Annotated in this window: 13 protein-coding genes; 11 read left to right on the plus strand and 2 right to left on the minus strand. The window is 64.2% G+C overall.

The window, feature by feature from the left end; genetic code table 11:
• Nucleotides 1-30 precede the first annotated feature (30 nt).
• Together C556_RS0112895 and C556_RS0112900 are read right to left on the minus strand one after the other, a co-directional pair.
• Nucleotides 31-975 (minus strand): chemotaxis protein, encoded by a 945-nt coding sequence (locus C556_RS0112895; RefSeq protein WP_018748672.1) that lies wholly within the window; start codon nucleotides 973-975, stop codon nucleotides 31-33.
• A 51-nt stretch (nucleotides 976-1026) separates the two neighbouring features.
• Entirely contained in the window at nucleotides 1027-1977 is a 951-nt protein-coding gene (locus tag C556_RS0112900) for a chemotaxis protein (RefSeq protein WP_018748673.1), read from the minus strand.
• Between the two features lie 203 nt (nucleotides 1978-2180).
• Here C556_RS0112900 and C556_RS0112905 point away from each other — a divergent pair, with 203 nt between their 5' ends.
• The 11 genes from C556_RS0112905 (at nucleotide 2181) to fliJ (ending at nucleotide 13832) form a co-directional block, all read left to right on the plus strand.
• Nucleotides 2181-3356 carry a sensor histidine kinase gene (locus tag C556_RS0112905; RefSeq protein WP_018748674.1) on the plus strand — a complete coding sequence of 392 codons (1176 nt, stop codon included), beginning with the start codon at nucleotides 2181-2183 and terminating at the stop codon, nucleotides 3354-3356.
• Between the two features lie 81 nt (nucleotides 3357-3437).
• A complete protein-coding gene (locus C556_RS0112910; RefSeq protein WP_018748675.1) occupies nucleotides 3438-3743 on the plus strand; it encodes an STAS domain-containing protein in 306 nt (101 codons plus the stop codon).
• A 12-nt stretch (nucleotides 3744-3755) separates the two neighbouring features.
• The gene (locus C556_RS20330; RefSeq protein ID WP_018748676.1) at nucleotides 3756-5471 is read left to right on the plus strand and encodes an ATP-binding SpoIIE family protein phosphatase; all 1716 of its coding nucleotides are present in this window, start codon (nucleotides 3756-3758) and stop codon (nucleotides 5469-5471) included.
• 96 nt (nucleotides 5472-5567) lie between these two features.
• A complete protein-coding gene (locus tag C556_RS0112920; RefSeq protein ID WP_083930582.1) occupies nucleotides 5568-6281 on the plus strand; it encodes a chemotaxis protein CheB in 714 nt (237 codons plus the stop codon).
• 47 nt (nucleotides 6282-6328) lie between these two features.
• Entirely contained in the window at nucleotides 6329-7672 is a 1344-nt protein-coding gene (locus C556_RS0112925) for a sigma-54-dependent transcriptional regulator (protein WP_018748678.1), read from the plus strand.
• A 90-nt stretch (nucleotides 7673-7762) separates the two neighbouring features.
• Nucleotides 7763-8086: a flagellar hook-basal body complex protein FliE gene (gene fliE, locus C556_RS0112930; RefSeq protein WP_018748679.1), complete on the plus strand. Its 324-nt coding sequence runs from the start codon at nucleotides 7763-7765 to the stop codon at nucleotides 8084-8086.
• A gap of 35 nt (nucleotides 8087-8121) precedes the next feature.
• Nucleotides 8122-9819, plus strand: a complete 1698-nt coding sequence (fliF, locus tag C556_RS0112935; RefSeq protein ID WP_051083238.1) for a flagellar basal-body MS-ring/collar protein FliF — start codon at nucleotides 8122-8124, stop codon at nucleotides 9817-9819.
• 33 nt (nucleotides 9820-9852) lie between these two features.
• A complete protein-coding gene (fliG, locus tag C556_RS0112940) occupies nucleotides 9853-10848 on the plus strand; it encodes a flagellar motor switch protein FliG (RefSeq protein ID WP_026263072.1) in 996 nt (331 codons plus the stop codon).
• A 209-nt stretch (nucleotides 10849-11057) separates the two neighbouring features.
• The gene (locus C556_RS23060; protein WP_018748682.1) at nucleotides 11058-11954 is read left to right on the plus strand and encodes a flagellar assembly protein FliH; all 897 of its coding nucleotides are present in this window, start codon (nucleotides 11058-11060) and stop codon (nucleotides 11952-11954) included.
• Nucleotides 11944-13344, plus strand: a complete 1401-nt coding sequence (gene fliI, locus C556_RS0112950) for a flagellar protein export ATPase FliI (RefSeq protein ID WP_018748683.1) — start codon at nucleotides 11944-11946, stop codon at nucleotides 13342-13344. The genes C556_RS23060 and fliI overlap by 11 nt, the downstream gene beginning before the upstream one ends.
• Nucleotides 13345-13400: 56 nt before the next feature.
• Nucleotides 13401-13832, plus strand: coding sequence for a flagellar export protein FliJ (gene fliJ / locus C556_RS0112955; protein WP_018748684.1), 432 nt, complete (start codon nucleotides 13401-13403; stop codon nucleotides 13830-13832).
• Nucleotides 13833-13840 lie beyond the last annotated feature (8 nt).

Below are 13840 nucleotides of genomic sequence, written 5' to 3' on the forward strand. Positions count from 1 at the left end.
ACCGCGTGTGATTTGAATCGGGACTCAAGCTTAGCCGACAACGAAAGGTGTGACGGTATCGGCCAGCACGACAGGGTCGAATTTTGCCACATACGCATCAACGCCGACGCTGGCGCCCATGGCGCGGTTGGCGTTGGAAGAAAGCGACGAATGCATCACCACCGGAATCCCCGCGAAGCGGTGATCGGACTTGATGTGCTTGGTCAGCACGTAGCCGTCCATTTCCGGCATTTCGGCGTCCACCAGGATCATTTTCAGCTTCTGCCGCAACGGCTCGTTGTCGTGCCCCGAACGGTTGGCGAGGTTCTGCAGCTTTTCCCAGGCCTCCTTGCCGTTGTTCGCCTGGTAGTACTTGATACCGATCTTGTCGAGCACGCTGACGATCTCCTTGCGTGCCACCATCGAGTCGTCCGCGAAGAACATGTACGACTCCGGGTTGACCTGGCCTTTCGGCAGATCTGGGATCAGCGGTTCGCCGATCACGCTGGCGAGAATCTGTTCCACGTCCAGGATCGACACCAGCTTGCCGTCGGGAAGTTCGGTCAACGCGGTGATCAATTGCTGGGTGCCCGACAGCATGGATTCGGGAGCCCGCACCTTGTCCCAGTCGACACGGATGATGCGGTCCACGTCATGCACCAGGAATGCCTGGGTGTGCTTGGAGAACTCGGTGACGATCATGGTGCTGTTCGCATCCGCCGGCGGCTTGTCGTGCGTTGCCACGAACTTGGACAGCGAGATGACGGGAATGATGTTCCCGCGCAACGAGATCACACCCTCGACACCGAGCGGCATGTTGGGAGTCTTGGTGATCTTCGGTGTCTGGGATACTTCCCGTACCTTGAATACGTTGATCCCGAAGATTTCGCGGGTACCCAGCGAAAACAGCAGGATTTCCATTTTGTTGGAGCCCGCCAGCTTGGTGCGGGCATCCACACTCTCAAGCAGATTGGCTTGGACGGTGCTCAGGCTCATGTCGGCTCCCGGATGACTATGCTTCGGCGCTAATAGGATTACGAAGGGGGATCAGCTTTTCAATAAGAATGCTGCGATACTTTCGGACAATTTATGCGGCTCGAACTTGGACACGTAACCGTCCACCCCGACCGAGTGGCCGAGCTTTTGGTTGGAGGCGCCCGACAGGGAGGAGTGCATCAGGACGGGGATGCCGGCGAAGCGGGGGTCGCTCTTGATCAGGCGGGTGAGCATGTAGCCGTCCATTTCCGGCATCTCGACGTCGGTCAGCACCAGATGAAGGATGTCCTTCACCGGTTTGTCCTGGATGGCTGCCGCTTGCGCGATGCGTTGCAGTTCGTCCCACGCGCGCTTGCCGTTGATCGAATGCTGGTGGCGGACGCCCATGGCGTTCAGTGTGACTTCGATCTGGCGCCGGGCGACGATGGAGTCGTCGGCGAAGTACACCATCTTGTCGGCGAACTTGTGGTCCTTGACCACCAGGCTGGTGTCGATGTTCTCGTCGGTCTGGGTGGTTTCGGCCAGAACCTTCTCGACGTCCAGCATCATCACGAGCTTGCCGTTGTCGAGTTCGGTCACCGCCGTCACCAGGCCGCCCATCTGGGTGATCAGCATGTCGGGCGGCACGCGCATCGAAGACCAGTCCAGGCGCAGGATGGTGTCCACCGCCTCGACCAGGAAACCCTGGGTGTGGCCGTTGTACTCGGTCACGATCATGATTTCCGGGCGGGTGTTGGTCACGATGCCGGCATATTTGGCGAGGTCGACCACGGGAACCAGTACGCCACGCAGGCTGACCATCCCTTCGACGGCGGCGGACATCTCCGGCGCCTGGGTGATCTCCGGCGTGCGCATGACTTCGCGCACCTTGAATACGTTGATGCCAAAGTTCTCTCGGCGCCCGGAACGCTGGTCCACGCCCAGCGTGAACAGCAGGATTTCCAGTTTGTTGGTGCCTGCAAGCTTGGTTCGGGCGTCAATGGTTTTCAGAAGATCGGACACGATGCGACTCCGGGCTTGGGCCGATGGGCGGTCATAGGAAAACTTACAGTCGGGTTTGTTGCTTGATTTGAACACGAAGCACAGGGCAGGGTATGACGAGCATCAAGCGGGGTCAATTGTCTGAAACCCCTAATAATCTAATGCCTGCCCACAATTTCAGTTCTTTATAATGCAAAAGAAGTTAAGGGACAAGGAGCCACCAATTGGCCGAACAACCGCCCGGTCTTGATCCAAAAGAGCTTGAAAACGCGTTTTCATTATTCACGGTGGCATCGGCGCAGCTCACCGAGGCTTACTCGGAGCTACAGCAACAGGTCGAATCGCTGACTCGACAATTAGAGATAGCCAATGGGAATCTCGTGCGTGAATTGGAGGAAAAGGCTGCGCTTTCCCGCCGCCTTTCCCTGCTGCTGGAGCATCTGCCTGCCGGCGTGCTGGAGGTGGATGGCACCGGCAAAGTGATCGCGATGAATCCGGCCGCGCATCGCCTTCTATATCCGCTCGAAGAAGGAATGGATTGGAAGGAATTCTTCGAATCGCACTTGGAAATGGATTCCACTACCGATCTGTGGAGTTATTCCCAGCCTGACGTGACACTGCGATTGAATTTAAGTCAAGGCGCGATGCCGGAAGAGGATAGCCGAATTGTGCTGGTGCAGGATCTCACCGAAAGCTGGACATTGCAGCAGGATCTGGTGCGCCACAAGCGCCTGGCGGCAATGGGGGAGATGGCCGCCGGTCTCGCGCATCAGCTGCGTACGCCGCTGGCCACCGCACTGCTCTATAGTGCCAACCTCACCAAGCCGGCGCTGTCCGAGAACGAACGCGTGCGGTTTGCCGAGAAGAGCCTCGCCCGGCTGCGCCATCTGGAATCGCTGATCCAGAACATGCTGCGTTTTGTCCGGGGGCAGTCGTTGACGCTGGAGCGCTTCGACATCGTGGGCTGCGTCCACGAGGCGTTGCAGACCATGCAGCCACAGCTCGACGCGGCGGGCATTTCGCTGGTCGCCGCCTTGCCGGAAGGCCCCGCCGAGGTGGTGGCCAACCGCAAGGAATTGCAAGGTGTGATCCTCAATCTGCTTGACAATGGCATGCACGCGACGGCTGCCGGTGGCACAATCTCGGTCAAGCTGGCGCGCGAGGGGCGCGAGGTGGTGATCGTCGTGAGCGATACCGGACGTGGCATGAGCCCGGAAGTCCAGGAGCGCCTGTTCGAACCCTTCTTCACCACGCGGAAGGAAGGGACCGGGCTGGGGCTGGCCATCGTGCAAAATCTGATGTCACAGTTTGGTGGTAGTGTTGCGGTTTCGTCATCGGCGGGGCAGGGTAGCGAGTTCGTGCTACGGTTGCCTCTGTGGGTACCGCCATCTAATGTATGATGAGCGCCGACGTTGCTTAAGCTCAATGTCAGCGTGTTTAAAAGCTTGGATTTGAAACCGTACTTATGAGGTTGATTTCGTATGACTCCAACCGTTGAGATCGAAGGGGACGTCGGCCGCGTCATCCTCTCCGGGCAGTTCGATTTCAGTGCTCACCGGGAATTTCGCCAGGTCTGCGAAACGCTGATCGCCGACCCGTCGGTGAAGGAAGTGCTGGTCGATTTCCAGAACGTGAACTACCTCGACAGTTCCGCCCTGGGCATGCTGTTGCTGCTGAAGGAAAAGATCGGCGTGGCGAACAAGAGCCTTGCCCTCGTCAACTGCCGGGACACCGTCAAACAAGTGCTCGAGATCGCCTGCTTCGGCAAGATCTTCACGATCCGCTGATCGTTTTCGCGCATGAAGATTCTGGTCGTCGATGATACCGAAGCAGTCCTGCTGCTGATTTCCCGGTTCGTCGAGGCCCTGGGACATACGGCCATCGTTGCCCGCGATGGCGGGCAGGCCGTCGAGGTCTGGCGTGCCGAACGGCCGGACATGGTCCTGATGGACATGATGATGCCCGTGATGAGCGGCCCGGAAGCCGCCATCGCCATCAAGCAGGAAGCCGGTGCCAGCTGGGTGCCGGTGGTCTTCGTCACCGGCATCGGCGAAGAGAACCGCCTCGCGGAAGCCATCGAGCGCGGCGGCGACGACTACATCAACAAGCCGGTCAACTTCCGGGTACTGGAGGCCAAGCTCAAGGCCTTCGACCGCACGCTGGAACTCAATCGCAAGGTGCGCGAGCAATCCGCCAAGCTCGCCGACTACTACGACCGTGCCGAAGAGGAAAAGCGCGTGGTGCGCCATCTGATGGAGCAGATGGTCAACGCCGAGCGCCTGTACGACCCGCTGCTCGAATATTGGCTCACCCCCGCCGAAAGCCTGTCCGGCGACTTGATCGCGGCGGCGCGCACGCCGGGGCAATCGTTGTACGTATTGCTTGCCGACGGCATCGGCCATGGCCTGACCGCGGCGCTGAACGTGCTGCCGCTCACGCAGCCCTTCTACAGCATGACGGAGAAGGGCTATTCGATCTCCGACATCCTCACCGAGATGAACAACAAGGTCCGCCAGGTGCTGCCGGTGGGGCGGTTCGTCGCGGTGGTCCTGATCGCCATCGACGAGGCCAATGGCTGGGTCGACGTCTGGAACGGCGGCATGCCGGGCGTTCAACTGATCGGGCTCGACGGCGGCAGCCGGCATGTCTGGAAATCGTCGCATCTGCCGCTGGGCATCGTGCCGACCGAGGCCATGGACGTGATCCCAGAGCGGCATTACTTCGACGGGCCCGGCAGTGTGGTGGCCTATTCGGACGGCTTGATCGAAGCCCGCAATCCACTGGGCGAGCCGTTCGGAGCCGCGCGCCTGATGGATGCCCTGGTCAAGGCTCCGCCCGCCGAGCGCATGGCCGAGGTCAAGCGGCTGTTGACGTTGCATCTCGACGGCGCGCCGCACCACGACGATATCTCGCTGATCATGGCGCATTGCGGTCTGCCGCAACGCGTGTTCCCCGATGTGCTCCCCGCCGGCGGGACACCGGATTTCGCGGCGCTGTTCGAGCCGGGCGAACCCAGCTGGCGCTACAGCCTGACGCTCGGTGCCCACGAACTGCGGCACATCAACACCGTGCCGTTCATGATGAATTTCATCAACAAGGTGGTGGCGCCGAACGAAAGCCAGTCGGACGTGTTCCTGATCCTGACCGAATTGTTCGTCAACGCCCTGGATCACGGGGTGCTGGGCATGGATTCAGCGCTCAAGCGCGAGCCCGAGGGCATCGAGTTCTACTTGAACGAACGGGCCAAGCGGCTGGCCGCGTTGGCGCACGGCATGCTGGAGCTGGATCTGGCGGGCCTGCGCATCGACCACCAGGATTACCTGCGCATCATCGTGAAGGACAGCGGTGACGGCTTCGACTGGCGCCATTGGCTGGCCCAGGATCTGGCCTATGCCGGCGGGCTGAGCGGACGGGGCATCGCCCTGGTGCGTGCCCTGTGCGCATCGTTGCAATATCGCGGCGCGGGCAACGAGGTCCATGCCTACTACCGGATCAAGGGCGCGCGGCCGGATTAGCGTGCGCGATCATTTGCGACACTTGCACCTCGACAGGAGCGTGTTCACCATGTCGCCTTTCGACTTCGCCCCTTAACCGTCGCGGCGGCACTACACATGGCAGCAGACAAAGACCAGCAACGCGGGCCGCGCGGTACTCCTCCGTCCATCCTCGAGCTGCCCAATATCTCGGTACCGCCGAGCCATAGCGCGGATGTCGTGCTGCCGTTGCATCCCAAAGTGCCGTCGCGCCTGGAGCGGGTGATCGTGGTCGGGGCCTCCACCGGGGGGACCGAGGCGCTGAAGGATTTGCTGACACCGATTCCCGCGCATGCGCCGCCGATCCTTATCGCGCAGCATATGCCGGAGCTATTCACCCGTTCCTTTGCCGAACGGCTGAACAGCATATGCAGGATCACGGTGAAGGAAGCGGAGCAGGGCGAGCGCATCAGGCCCGGGCACGCCTATATCGCGCCTGGCCATTCCCACCTGTTGCTGTCCGGTTCCCCCGGCAGCCATGTCTGCGAGTTATCCCAGGCGCCGCCGGTGAACCGGCACCGTCCTTCGGTGGATGTGTTGTTCCGCTCCGCGGCCAACGTCGGAGGGCGCAACATATTCGGGGTGATCCTCACCGGCATGGGCCGAGACGGCGCGCAGGGCATGCGCGAGATGCACGATGCCGGCGCCTACAACATCGCCCAGGACGCCGACAGTTGCGTGGTCTTCGGCATGCCGAAGGAAGCGATCGCCATGGGCGGTGTCGACGAGATCCTGCCGTTGCGGGAAATCGCCGCCCGCCTGATGGTGCTGGTCACCAAGTTCGGGGGTTAGCCCGTGTCACGTTCCCCGCGGGCTGATATGAAGATGGAGAGTCGTTCATGCCGCTGCCGATCCTGATCGTCGAGGACGACGATGACCTGCGCGATGCGCTGACCGATACGCTCGAACTGGGCGGGTACTCGGTGCTGAGCGCCAGCGATGGCGCCGCCGCGCTCAAGCGACTGGAGCATGAGCGCGTGGCGCTGGTGCTGTCCGATGTGCAGATGCAGCCGATGGATGGCGAGACGCTGCTTTACGAGGTCAAGCACCGTTATCCCTGGCTGCCGGTCATGCTGATGACCGCCTACGGCGTGGTCGAGAAAGCGGTGGCCGCGCTGCATGCCGGTGCCTGCCATTACCTGCCCAAGCCGTTCGAACCGGACCGCCTCTTGCAAGAGGTGGCCAAGTACATGTTGCCCGGCAGCGAGGACGACACCGTCATCGCCGAGGACCCGGCGATGCGCGGCCTGCTCGACATGGCGCGTCGCGTTGCCGCGTCGGACGCATCGGTGCTGATTTCCGGCGAATCGGGCACCGGCAAGGAAGTGCTGGCCCGTTTCATCCATCGCACCAGTACCCGCGCCGAGCATCCGTTCGTGGCGGTGAACTGCGCCGCGGTGCCGGAGCAATTGCTCGAATCCACCTTTTTCGGCCACGAGCGCGGCGCGTTCACCGGCGCGGCGGCGCAGCATATCGGCAAGTTCGAGCAGGCCAATGGCGGCACCCTGTTGCTGGACGAAGTGACCGAGATGCCATTGCCGTTGCAGGCCAAGCTGCTGCGGGTATTGCAGGAACGCGAAGTGGAGCGCGTCGGCGGCGCGCGGCCGCTGCGGGTGGACGTCCGCGTGATCGCCACCAGTAACCGCGACATCGCCGAAGCCGTGGCGGCCGGGCAGTTCCGCGAAGACCTTTTTTACCGTCTGAATGTATTTCCGCTGCACCTGCCCGCCCTGCGCGAGCGTCCGTCCGACATCCTGCCACTGGCGCGGGCCATGTTGGCCCGCCACGCGGCGCGGATCGGGCGCAGGCCCCCGGTGCTGAGCCAGGGCGCTGAGCACTTGCTGGAGGCCAACGGTTGGGAGGGCAATATCCGCGAACTGGACAACGTCATCCAGCGCGCGCTGATCCTGGCGCCCGGCGACGATATCCTGCCGGAGCACCTGTATTTGCCGACGGCGCCGGCAAAAGCTGCCGCCGCGCCGGCCGTCCGACCGTCGGTCGAGACTGGGGAAACCGCGGCGCCGACCGATATCAAAGGTCTGGAGAAGCACCATATCCTGGAAACCCTGAAGGCCTGCGGCGGTGTGCGCAAGCTGGCCGCCGAGCGGTTGGGCATGAGCGAACGCACGTTGCGCTATAAGCTGCAGCAATACCGTGAAGAAGGCGGCACCGACGTGGTGTAGCGCGGAAGTGGCAGGGTCAGGGCTGGCGCAGGATTTGCTTGCTCCGGTGCGGATACGACCCCTACAATTTCGCTTCAAGGAAGGCGAGTCATGAGCGTGCAAGGTATCGACCAACTGCTGGGTGAATTGAAGGCCATGTCCTCGCTGGCAGCGGGACAGGCCCCGGCACAGGCGCCCGCCGCGAATGAAGGCCCGGATTTCGCCGATCTGCTGAAGAGTTCGCTCGATCAGGTGAACCAGATGCAGCAGGACGCCCAGGCCCAGCAGGCCGCGTTCCAGGCGGGCGAGCCACAGGCCGACCTGCAGGACGTGATGGTGTCGCTGCAAAAGGCCAGTCTTTCCTTCCAGACCATGGTGCAGGTGCGCAACAAGCTCGTCACCGCCTATCAAGAAATCATGAACATGCAGGTCTGACTGCGGGTTCTGCTCGGGGCGTATCACGGTAATTTATGGCAGAGGCGGGCGTAGCGGCTGACGGCAATCTCATAACCGCAAGTGGCCCGCAGGCGCTGCGGCAGCGCTTTGCTGCGCTTTCCGGCACCCGCCGGATCGCGATCATGGTCGGCATCGCCGCCGTGATCGCCCTGATCGTGGGTTACTCGCTGTGGTCCCGCGAACCGCCGTATCGCATCCTCTTCACCAATATCCCCGACACCGAAGGTGGCGCCATCGTCCAGGCGCTGCAACAGGCCAACGTCCCCTACAAGCTCGAAGCGGGCGGCACCATCTCCGTGCCGGCCACCCAGGTCTACGACATGCGGCTGCGCCTGGCGGCGCAGGGCCTGCCGAAGTCAGGCAACGTCGGCTTCGAACTGATGGACAACCAGAAATTCGGCATCTCGCAGTTTGCCGAGCAGGTGAACTACCAGCGCGCGGTCGAAGGCGAGCTGGCGCGTTCCATCCAGACCATCGCCGCCGTCGATAGCGCCCGCGTGCATCTGGCGATGCCCAAGCAGACCGTGTTCCTGCGCGACCAGCAGAAGCCCACCGCCTCGGTGATGCTGACGCTGCGCCCCGGCCGGGTGCTCGACGACGCCCAGGTGGCCGGCATCGTCCATCTGGTGTCGTCCAGCGTGCCGGCATTGCCGGTCAAGAACGTCACCGTGGTCGACCAGGACGGCAACCTGCTGTCGCGTTCGCCGGACATGAATCCCTCCAACCTCGACGCGCGGCAGTTGCTTTATGTGCAGCAGATCGAGAAGAACTACGTCGAGCGGGTGCAGGCCATCCTCGAACCCATCGTCGGCAAGGGCAATGCCCGTGCCGAAGTGACGGCGCAGATCGACTTCGCCGAGGTCGAGCAGACCTCCGAAACCTTCCGCCCCAACAACGCCTCAGAGGCGGCGATCCGCAGCCGCCAGACCATGGACATCCAGGGGCGCAACACCGAGCAGAATCCGGCGGGCGTGCCGGGCGCGTTGTCCAACCAGCCGCCGGGCGCGGCGGCGGCGCCGATCACCGCGCCGGTGGCGTCGGGCATCGCCGCGGCCGCCGCGGGCAGCGTCAATTCGCGCAAGGAATCGACCACCAACTACGAAGTCGACAAGACGGTGCAGCACGTCAAGCAGCCGGTCGGCTCGGTCAAGCGTCTTTCCGCCGCGGTGGTGGTCAACTACAAGCCAGGCGCGGACAAAGCGGGCAAGGTCAGCTACGTGCCGTATTCGCCCGAGGAGATCACCCAGCTCAACAACCTGGTGCGCGAGGCCATCGGCTACAACCAGCAGCGTGGCGACTCGGTCAATCTGGTGAACGCGGCCTTTGCCGATTCCATGCCGCTGGAAGACCGTCCGTTGCAGGACAAGGCGATGGACTACGTCAAGCAGAACTACGCCGAACTGATCAAGCTGGGCCTGATCGGTCTGGTGGTGCTGTACCTGCTGTTCTTCGTGGTGCGCCCGTTGATGAAGGATCTGGCGCGGCCGCGCGACGTGCCCGGTACCTACGACCTGGACCTGGGCGAAGCGGAGCTGGACGACGAAGGCGCGGTTGCCGGCAGCGAGGAGGAAGTGCAGCGTTCCGCCGCCTTCGCCGACCTGTTGCAGCAGAGCAAGGAAATCGCCAAGAACGATCCGCGCATGGTGGCCACCATCCTGCGCGAATGGATGTCGAACGAGGAAGAAAACGCCAATCCCAACAAGCTGGGTTGAGCGTCGCGCAGGAGGCACGGCATGGCTGCCAACATGAACGAGGAAGGGGTGCGCAAGAGCGCCATCCTGCTGATGACGCTGGGCGAGGAAGCCGCCGTGGACGTGTTCAAGTACCTCGGCCCCAAGGAGGTACAGCGGCTGGGTTTCGCCATGGCCAACATGAACAACGTCAAGCGCGAGGAAGTGGACGTGGTGCTCGGCGACTTCATCGCCTCCACCCAGAACCGCGCCAACCTGGGCGTGGCCGACGAATACATCCGGTCGGTGCTGACCAAGGCGCTGGGTTCCGACAAGGCGGCCAACCTGCTGGACCGCATCCTGCAAGGCAACGACAACAACGGCATCGAATCGCTCAAGTGGATGGATTCGGCCGCCGTGGCCGAGCTGATCAAGAACGAGCACCCGCAGATCATCGCCACCATCCTGGTGCACCTGGAGCCCGACCAGTCGGCCGAGATCATGAGCCAGTTCACCGAGCGCCTGCGCAACGACGTGCTGCTGCGCATCGCCACGCTGGAAGGCGTGCAGCCGGCGGCGCTCAAGGAACTGAACGACGTGCTGACCCAATTGTTGTCCGGCACCGACAAGCTCAAGAAGAGTGCGATGGGCGGCGTGCAGATGGCCGCCGAGATCCTCAACTTCATGGGCGGCGTGGTCGAGGCCAGCGCGATCTCCAGCGTGCGCGAATACGACCCCGAGCTGGCGCAGCGCATCCAGGACAAGATGTTCACCTTCGACAACCTGATGGACGTGGACGACCGCGGCATCCAGTTGCTGCTGCGCGAGATCCAGTCCGATTCGCTGGTCATCGCCCTCAAGGGCACCAGCCAGGCGCTCAAGGACAAGATCTTCAAGAACATGTCGCAGCGTGCCGCCGAAATGCTGCGCGACGACCTGGAGGCCAAGGGCCCGGTCAAGCTGTCCGAGGTGGAATCCGAGCAGAAGGAAATCCTCAAGATCGTGCGCCGGCTGGCGGACGAAGGGCAGATCGTGCTGTCCGGCAAGGGCGAGGAGGGCCTGGTCGAATAAGAGCGGCAAGAGCCCCTCTGGCTGCATTGCGTTCACGCCCTGTACTGTCTGCGTATCGCGCTTCTTGCCAGAACCGCGGCGCTGGTTTTCATCAGCCGCTCCAAGCCCGCGCCGGTGCTCGCCAAGCATCGTCCCAGCCTTTATTCTTCCAACAGGGCCGCGTTCCGCGGCCCTGTTGCATTCGTCATTCCTAGCCAAGAGATTCCGCCATGCCGACGCCGCCGCGCCGCGTGATTCCCCGAGAAGAACTGACCGCCTGGGAACGCTGGGAACTCGGCGCACTCAACGAAGAGGCCGAGGAGCGCGCCCGCGCCGCCCAGGTGCCGCCGGCCCCTTCGCCCGAACCGGAACCGGTTGCCCCGCCGGCCCCCGAACCCGAGCCGACGCCACCCGCGCCGGAACCCGAACCGCCCGCGCCGCCCGAGCCCGAAGTGCAGTGGCCCACCGCCGAGGAAATCGAAGCCATCCAGCAGCAGGCGCAGCGCGAAGGGTTCGAAGCCGGGCTGGAAGCCGGGCGCCTCGCCGCCGAAGTCGAAGTGTCGCGGCTCAAGGCCGTGCTGGAGGATCTGCAACACATGGCCACGCAGCTCGATGCCGAGCTGGCCGACAAGGTGCTCGATCTGGCGCTGGTGATCGCGCGCCAGCAGGCGCGCAAGGAAATCCAGGCCGATCGCGAGCGGCTGCTGCCGGTGGTGCGCGAAGCCGTCGCCGCGCTGCCCCCGTTGCGCGTGCCGGCGCGCATCGCGCTCAATCCCGCCGATCACGATGCCGTCGAGGGCCTGTTGGGTGGAGAACTGCCCGCCGACATCTGGCGGCTGGTGCCCGATCCGCAGGTCGAAGCCGGCGGCTGCCGCATCGAATCCGCGACTTCCAGCGCCGACCTGACGCTGTCCGCGCGCTGGGCCAACCTGGTCCGGGTGCTGGGGCGGCAGCAGCGCAAGGATCTGGGGTGGGAGGCCGAACCGTCCCGCGACGAGCGCGCGCCGCCGCCGGGCCCGGTGGATTCCCCGGGGGAGTCCGATTCCTTCCTGCCGCCGTTCGATACCGGCGCCATCGACCCGCTCGCCGGGACCGCGCCGCCACCGAGGGCCGACGATGACCGATAGCGCCGAACGCCACAGCCATTTCCTCGACGAATGTGCCCAGGCCGTGAAATGGGTGCGCCCCTGGTTGCCCCGCGGGCGGCTGACGCGCGTGTCCGGGCTGGTGCTGGAGGCCGTGGGCCTGCGCCTGCCGATCGGCGCGTCGTGCGACGTGATGACGCCCGGCGGTCATCCGGTCGAGGCGGTGGTGGTGGGTTTCCAGGAGGACAAGCTGTTCCTGATGCCGATCGCCGAGCTGTACGGCGTCGAGCCGGGCGCCGAGGTGATGCCGCACGAGGACGTCGCCGCCTGGGTGCCGGAATACGGCAAGCCGCGCCCGCCGCAGCGTCGGCTGGAGGACCACGGCCGCCAGGTGCCGGTCGGCTGGGGCCTGCTCGGCCGCATCCTCGACGGCCTGGGACGCCCGCTCGACGGCAAGGGGCGGCTCGACCAGGAAGGCTACATGCCGCTGTACGCGCGCCCGTTCAACCCGATGGAACGCGAGCCGGTGCGCTACGTGATGGACGTCGGCGTGCGCGCCATCAACGCCATGCTGACCGTGGGCCGGGGACAGCGGCTGGGGCTGTTCGCCGGCTCCGGCGTCGGCAAGTCGGTGTTGCTGGGCATGATGGCGCGCTTCACCACCGCCGACGTGGTGGTGGTGGGCCTGATCGGCGAACGCGGGCGCGAGGTGAAGGACTTCATCGAGAACATCCTGGGCGACGAGGGCCGCGCGCGCTCGGTGGTGGTCGCCGCCCCCGCCGACACGCCGCCGTTGCAGCGGCTGTACGGCGCTGCCTACGCCACCGCCATCGCCGAGTTCTTCCGCAACGAAGGCAAGCACGTGCTGCTGATCATGGATTCGCTCACCCGCTACGCCATGGCGCAGCGCGAGATCGCGCTGGCGGTGGGCGAGCCGCCGGCCACCAAGGGCTATCCGCCGTCGGTGTTCGCGCGGCTGCCGCAACTGGTGGAGCGCGCCGGCAACGGGCGCGAGGGCGGCGGCTCGATCACCGCCTTCTACACCGTGCTGTCCGAGGGCGACGATCAACAGGACCCGATCGCCGACAACGCCCGCGCCATTCTCGACGGCCACTTCGTGCTGTCGCGGCAACTGGGCGAATCCGGCCATTACCCGGCCATCGACATCGAAGCGTCGATCTCGCGGGTGATGCACGACATCATCACCCACGAGGAACTGGAGCTGGTGCGCAAGTTCAAGTACCTGTGGTCGCGCTACCAGCGCAGCCGCGACCTGATCGCGGTTGGCGCCTACGCACCCGGCTCCGACCCGGTGCTCGACGATGCCATCCGGCGCCATCCGGCGTTCGAACGGTTCCTGCAACAGGGCATCCACGAACGCGAGACCTACCAGGGCGCTAGAATGAAGCTGGCGGAGCTGTTCGCCGACTGAGGGGACGCGTCGCGATGCCTGGCTGGCGACGCGGCGGCTCGACAAGGGAGCACGATTTGGCCAAGTTTCGCTTTGCCTTCCTGCTGGATATGGCCCGCGACGACCGCGAAGAGGCGGCGCGGACCATGCAGGCCGCCCAGGTGGCGCTGCTCAATGGCAAGCAGAAGCTGGAACAGGTGGAAACCTTCCGCGCCGAGTATCGCGGCCGCCTGATGGCCAGCGGGCAGGGCGGCATCACCGTGGTGCAGTGGCGCGATTTCCAGCAGTTCCTCGCCAAGCTGGACCACGCCGCCACCACGCAGCGCGGCGAGGTGGAGCGGCTGGACCGGGTCTACCAGCAATGTCGCGATGCCTGGCACGAGTGCGAGAAGAAGGTGAAGGCCTACGAGGCGCTGGAATCGCGCCACCACGCGGCCGAGCTGGCGCGCGAGGCCAAGCAGGAACAGAAGCTGAACGACGAATTCAACAGCCGACCGCGCCAGCGCTGAGCGCCGCC

The sequence above is a fragment of the Chitiniphilus shinanonensis DSM 23277 genome, from assembly GCF_000374805.1.
Classification (GTDB): domain Bacteria; phylum Pseudomonadota; class Gammaproteobacteria; order Burkholderiales; family Chitinibacteraceae; genus Chitiniphilus; species Chitiniphilus shinanonensis.

Bases quoted from the DNA above. Each gene is read 5' to 3' on its own strand.
- fliG (WP_026263072.1), top strand. From the start codon at position 9,853: ATGAACGAGGAAGGGGTGCGCAAGAGCGCCATCCTGCTGATGACGCTG.
- C556_RS0112920 (WP_083930582.1), top strand. From the start codon at position 5,568: ATGGCAGCAGACAAAGACCAGCAACGCGGGCCGCGCGGTACTCCTCCG.
- fliI (WP_018748683.1), top strand. From the start codon at position 11,944: ATGACCGATAGCGCCGAACGCCACAGCCATTTCCTCGACGAATGTGCC.
- C556_RS20330 (WP_018748676.1), top strand. From the start codon at position 3,756: ATGAAGATTCTGGTCGTCGATGATACCGAAGCAGTCCTGCTGCTGATT.
- C556_RS0112895 (WP_018748672.1), bottom strand. From the start codon at position 975: ATGAGCCTGAGCACCGTCCAAGCCAATCTGCTTGAGAGTGTGGATGCC.
- fliF (WP_051083238.1), top strand. From the start codon at position 8,122: ATGGCAGAGGCGGGCGTAGCGGCTGACGGCAATCTCATAACCGCAAGT.
- fliE (WP_018748679.1), top strand. From the start codon at position 7,763: ATGAGCGTGCAAGGTATCGACCAACTGCTGGGTGAATTGAAGGCCATG.
- C556_RS0112925 (WP_018748678.1), top strand. From the start codon at position 6,329: ATGCCGCTGCCGATCCTGATCGTCGAGGACGACGATGACCTGCGCGAT.
- C556_RS0112910 (WP_018748675.1), top strand. From the start codon at position 3,438: ATGACTCCAACCGTTGAGATCGAAGGGGACGTCGGCCGCGTCATCCTC.
- C556_RS23060 (WP_018748682.1), top strand. From the start codon at position 11,058: ATGCCGACGCCGCCGCGCCGCGTGATTCCCCGAGAAGAACTGACCGCC.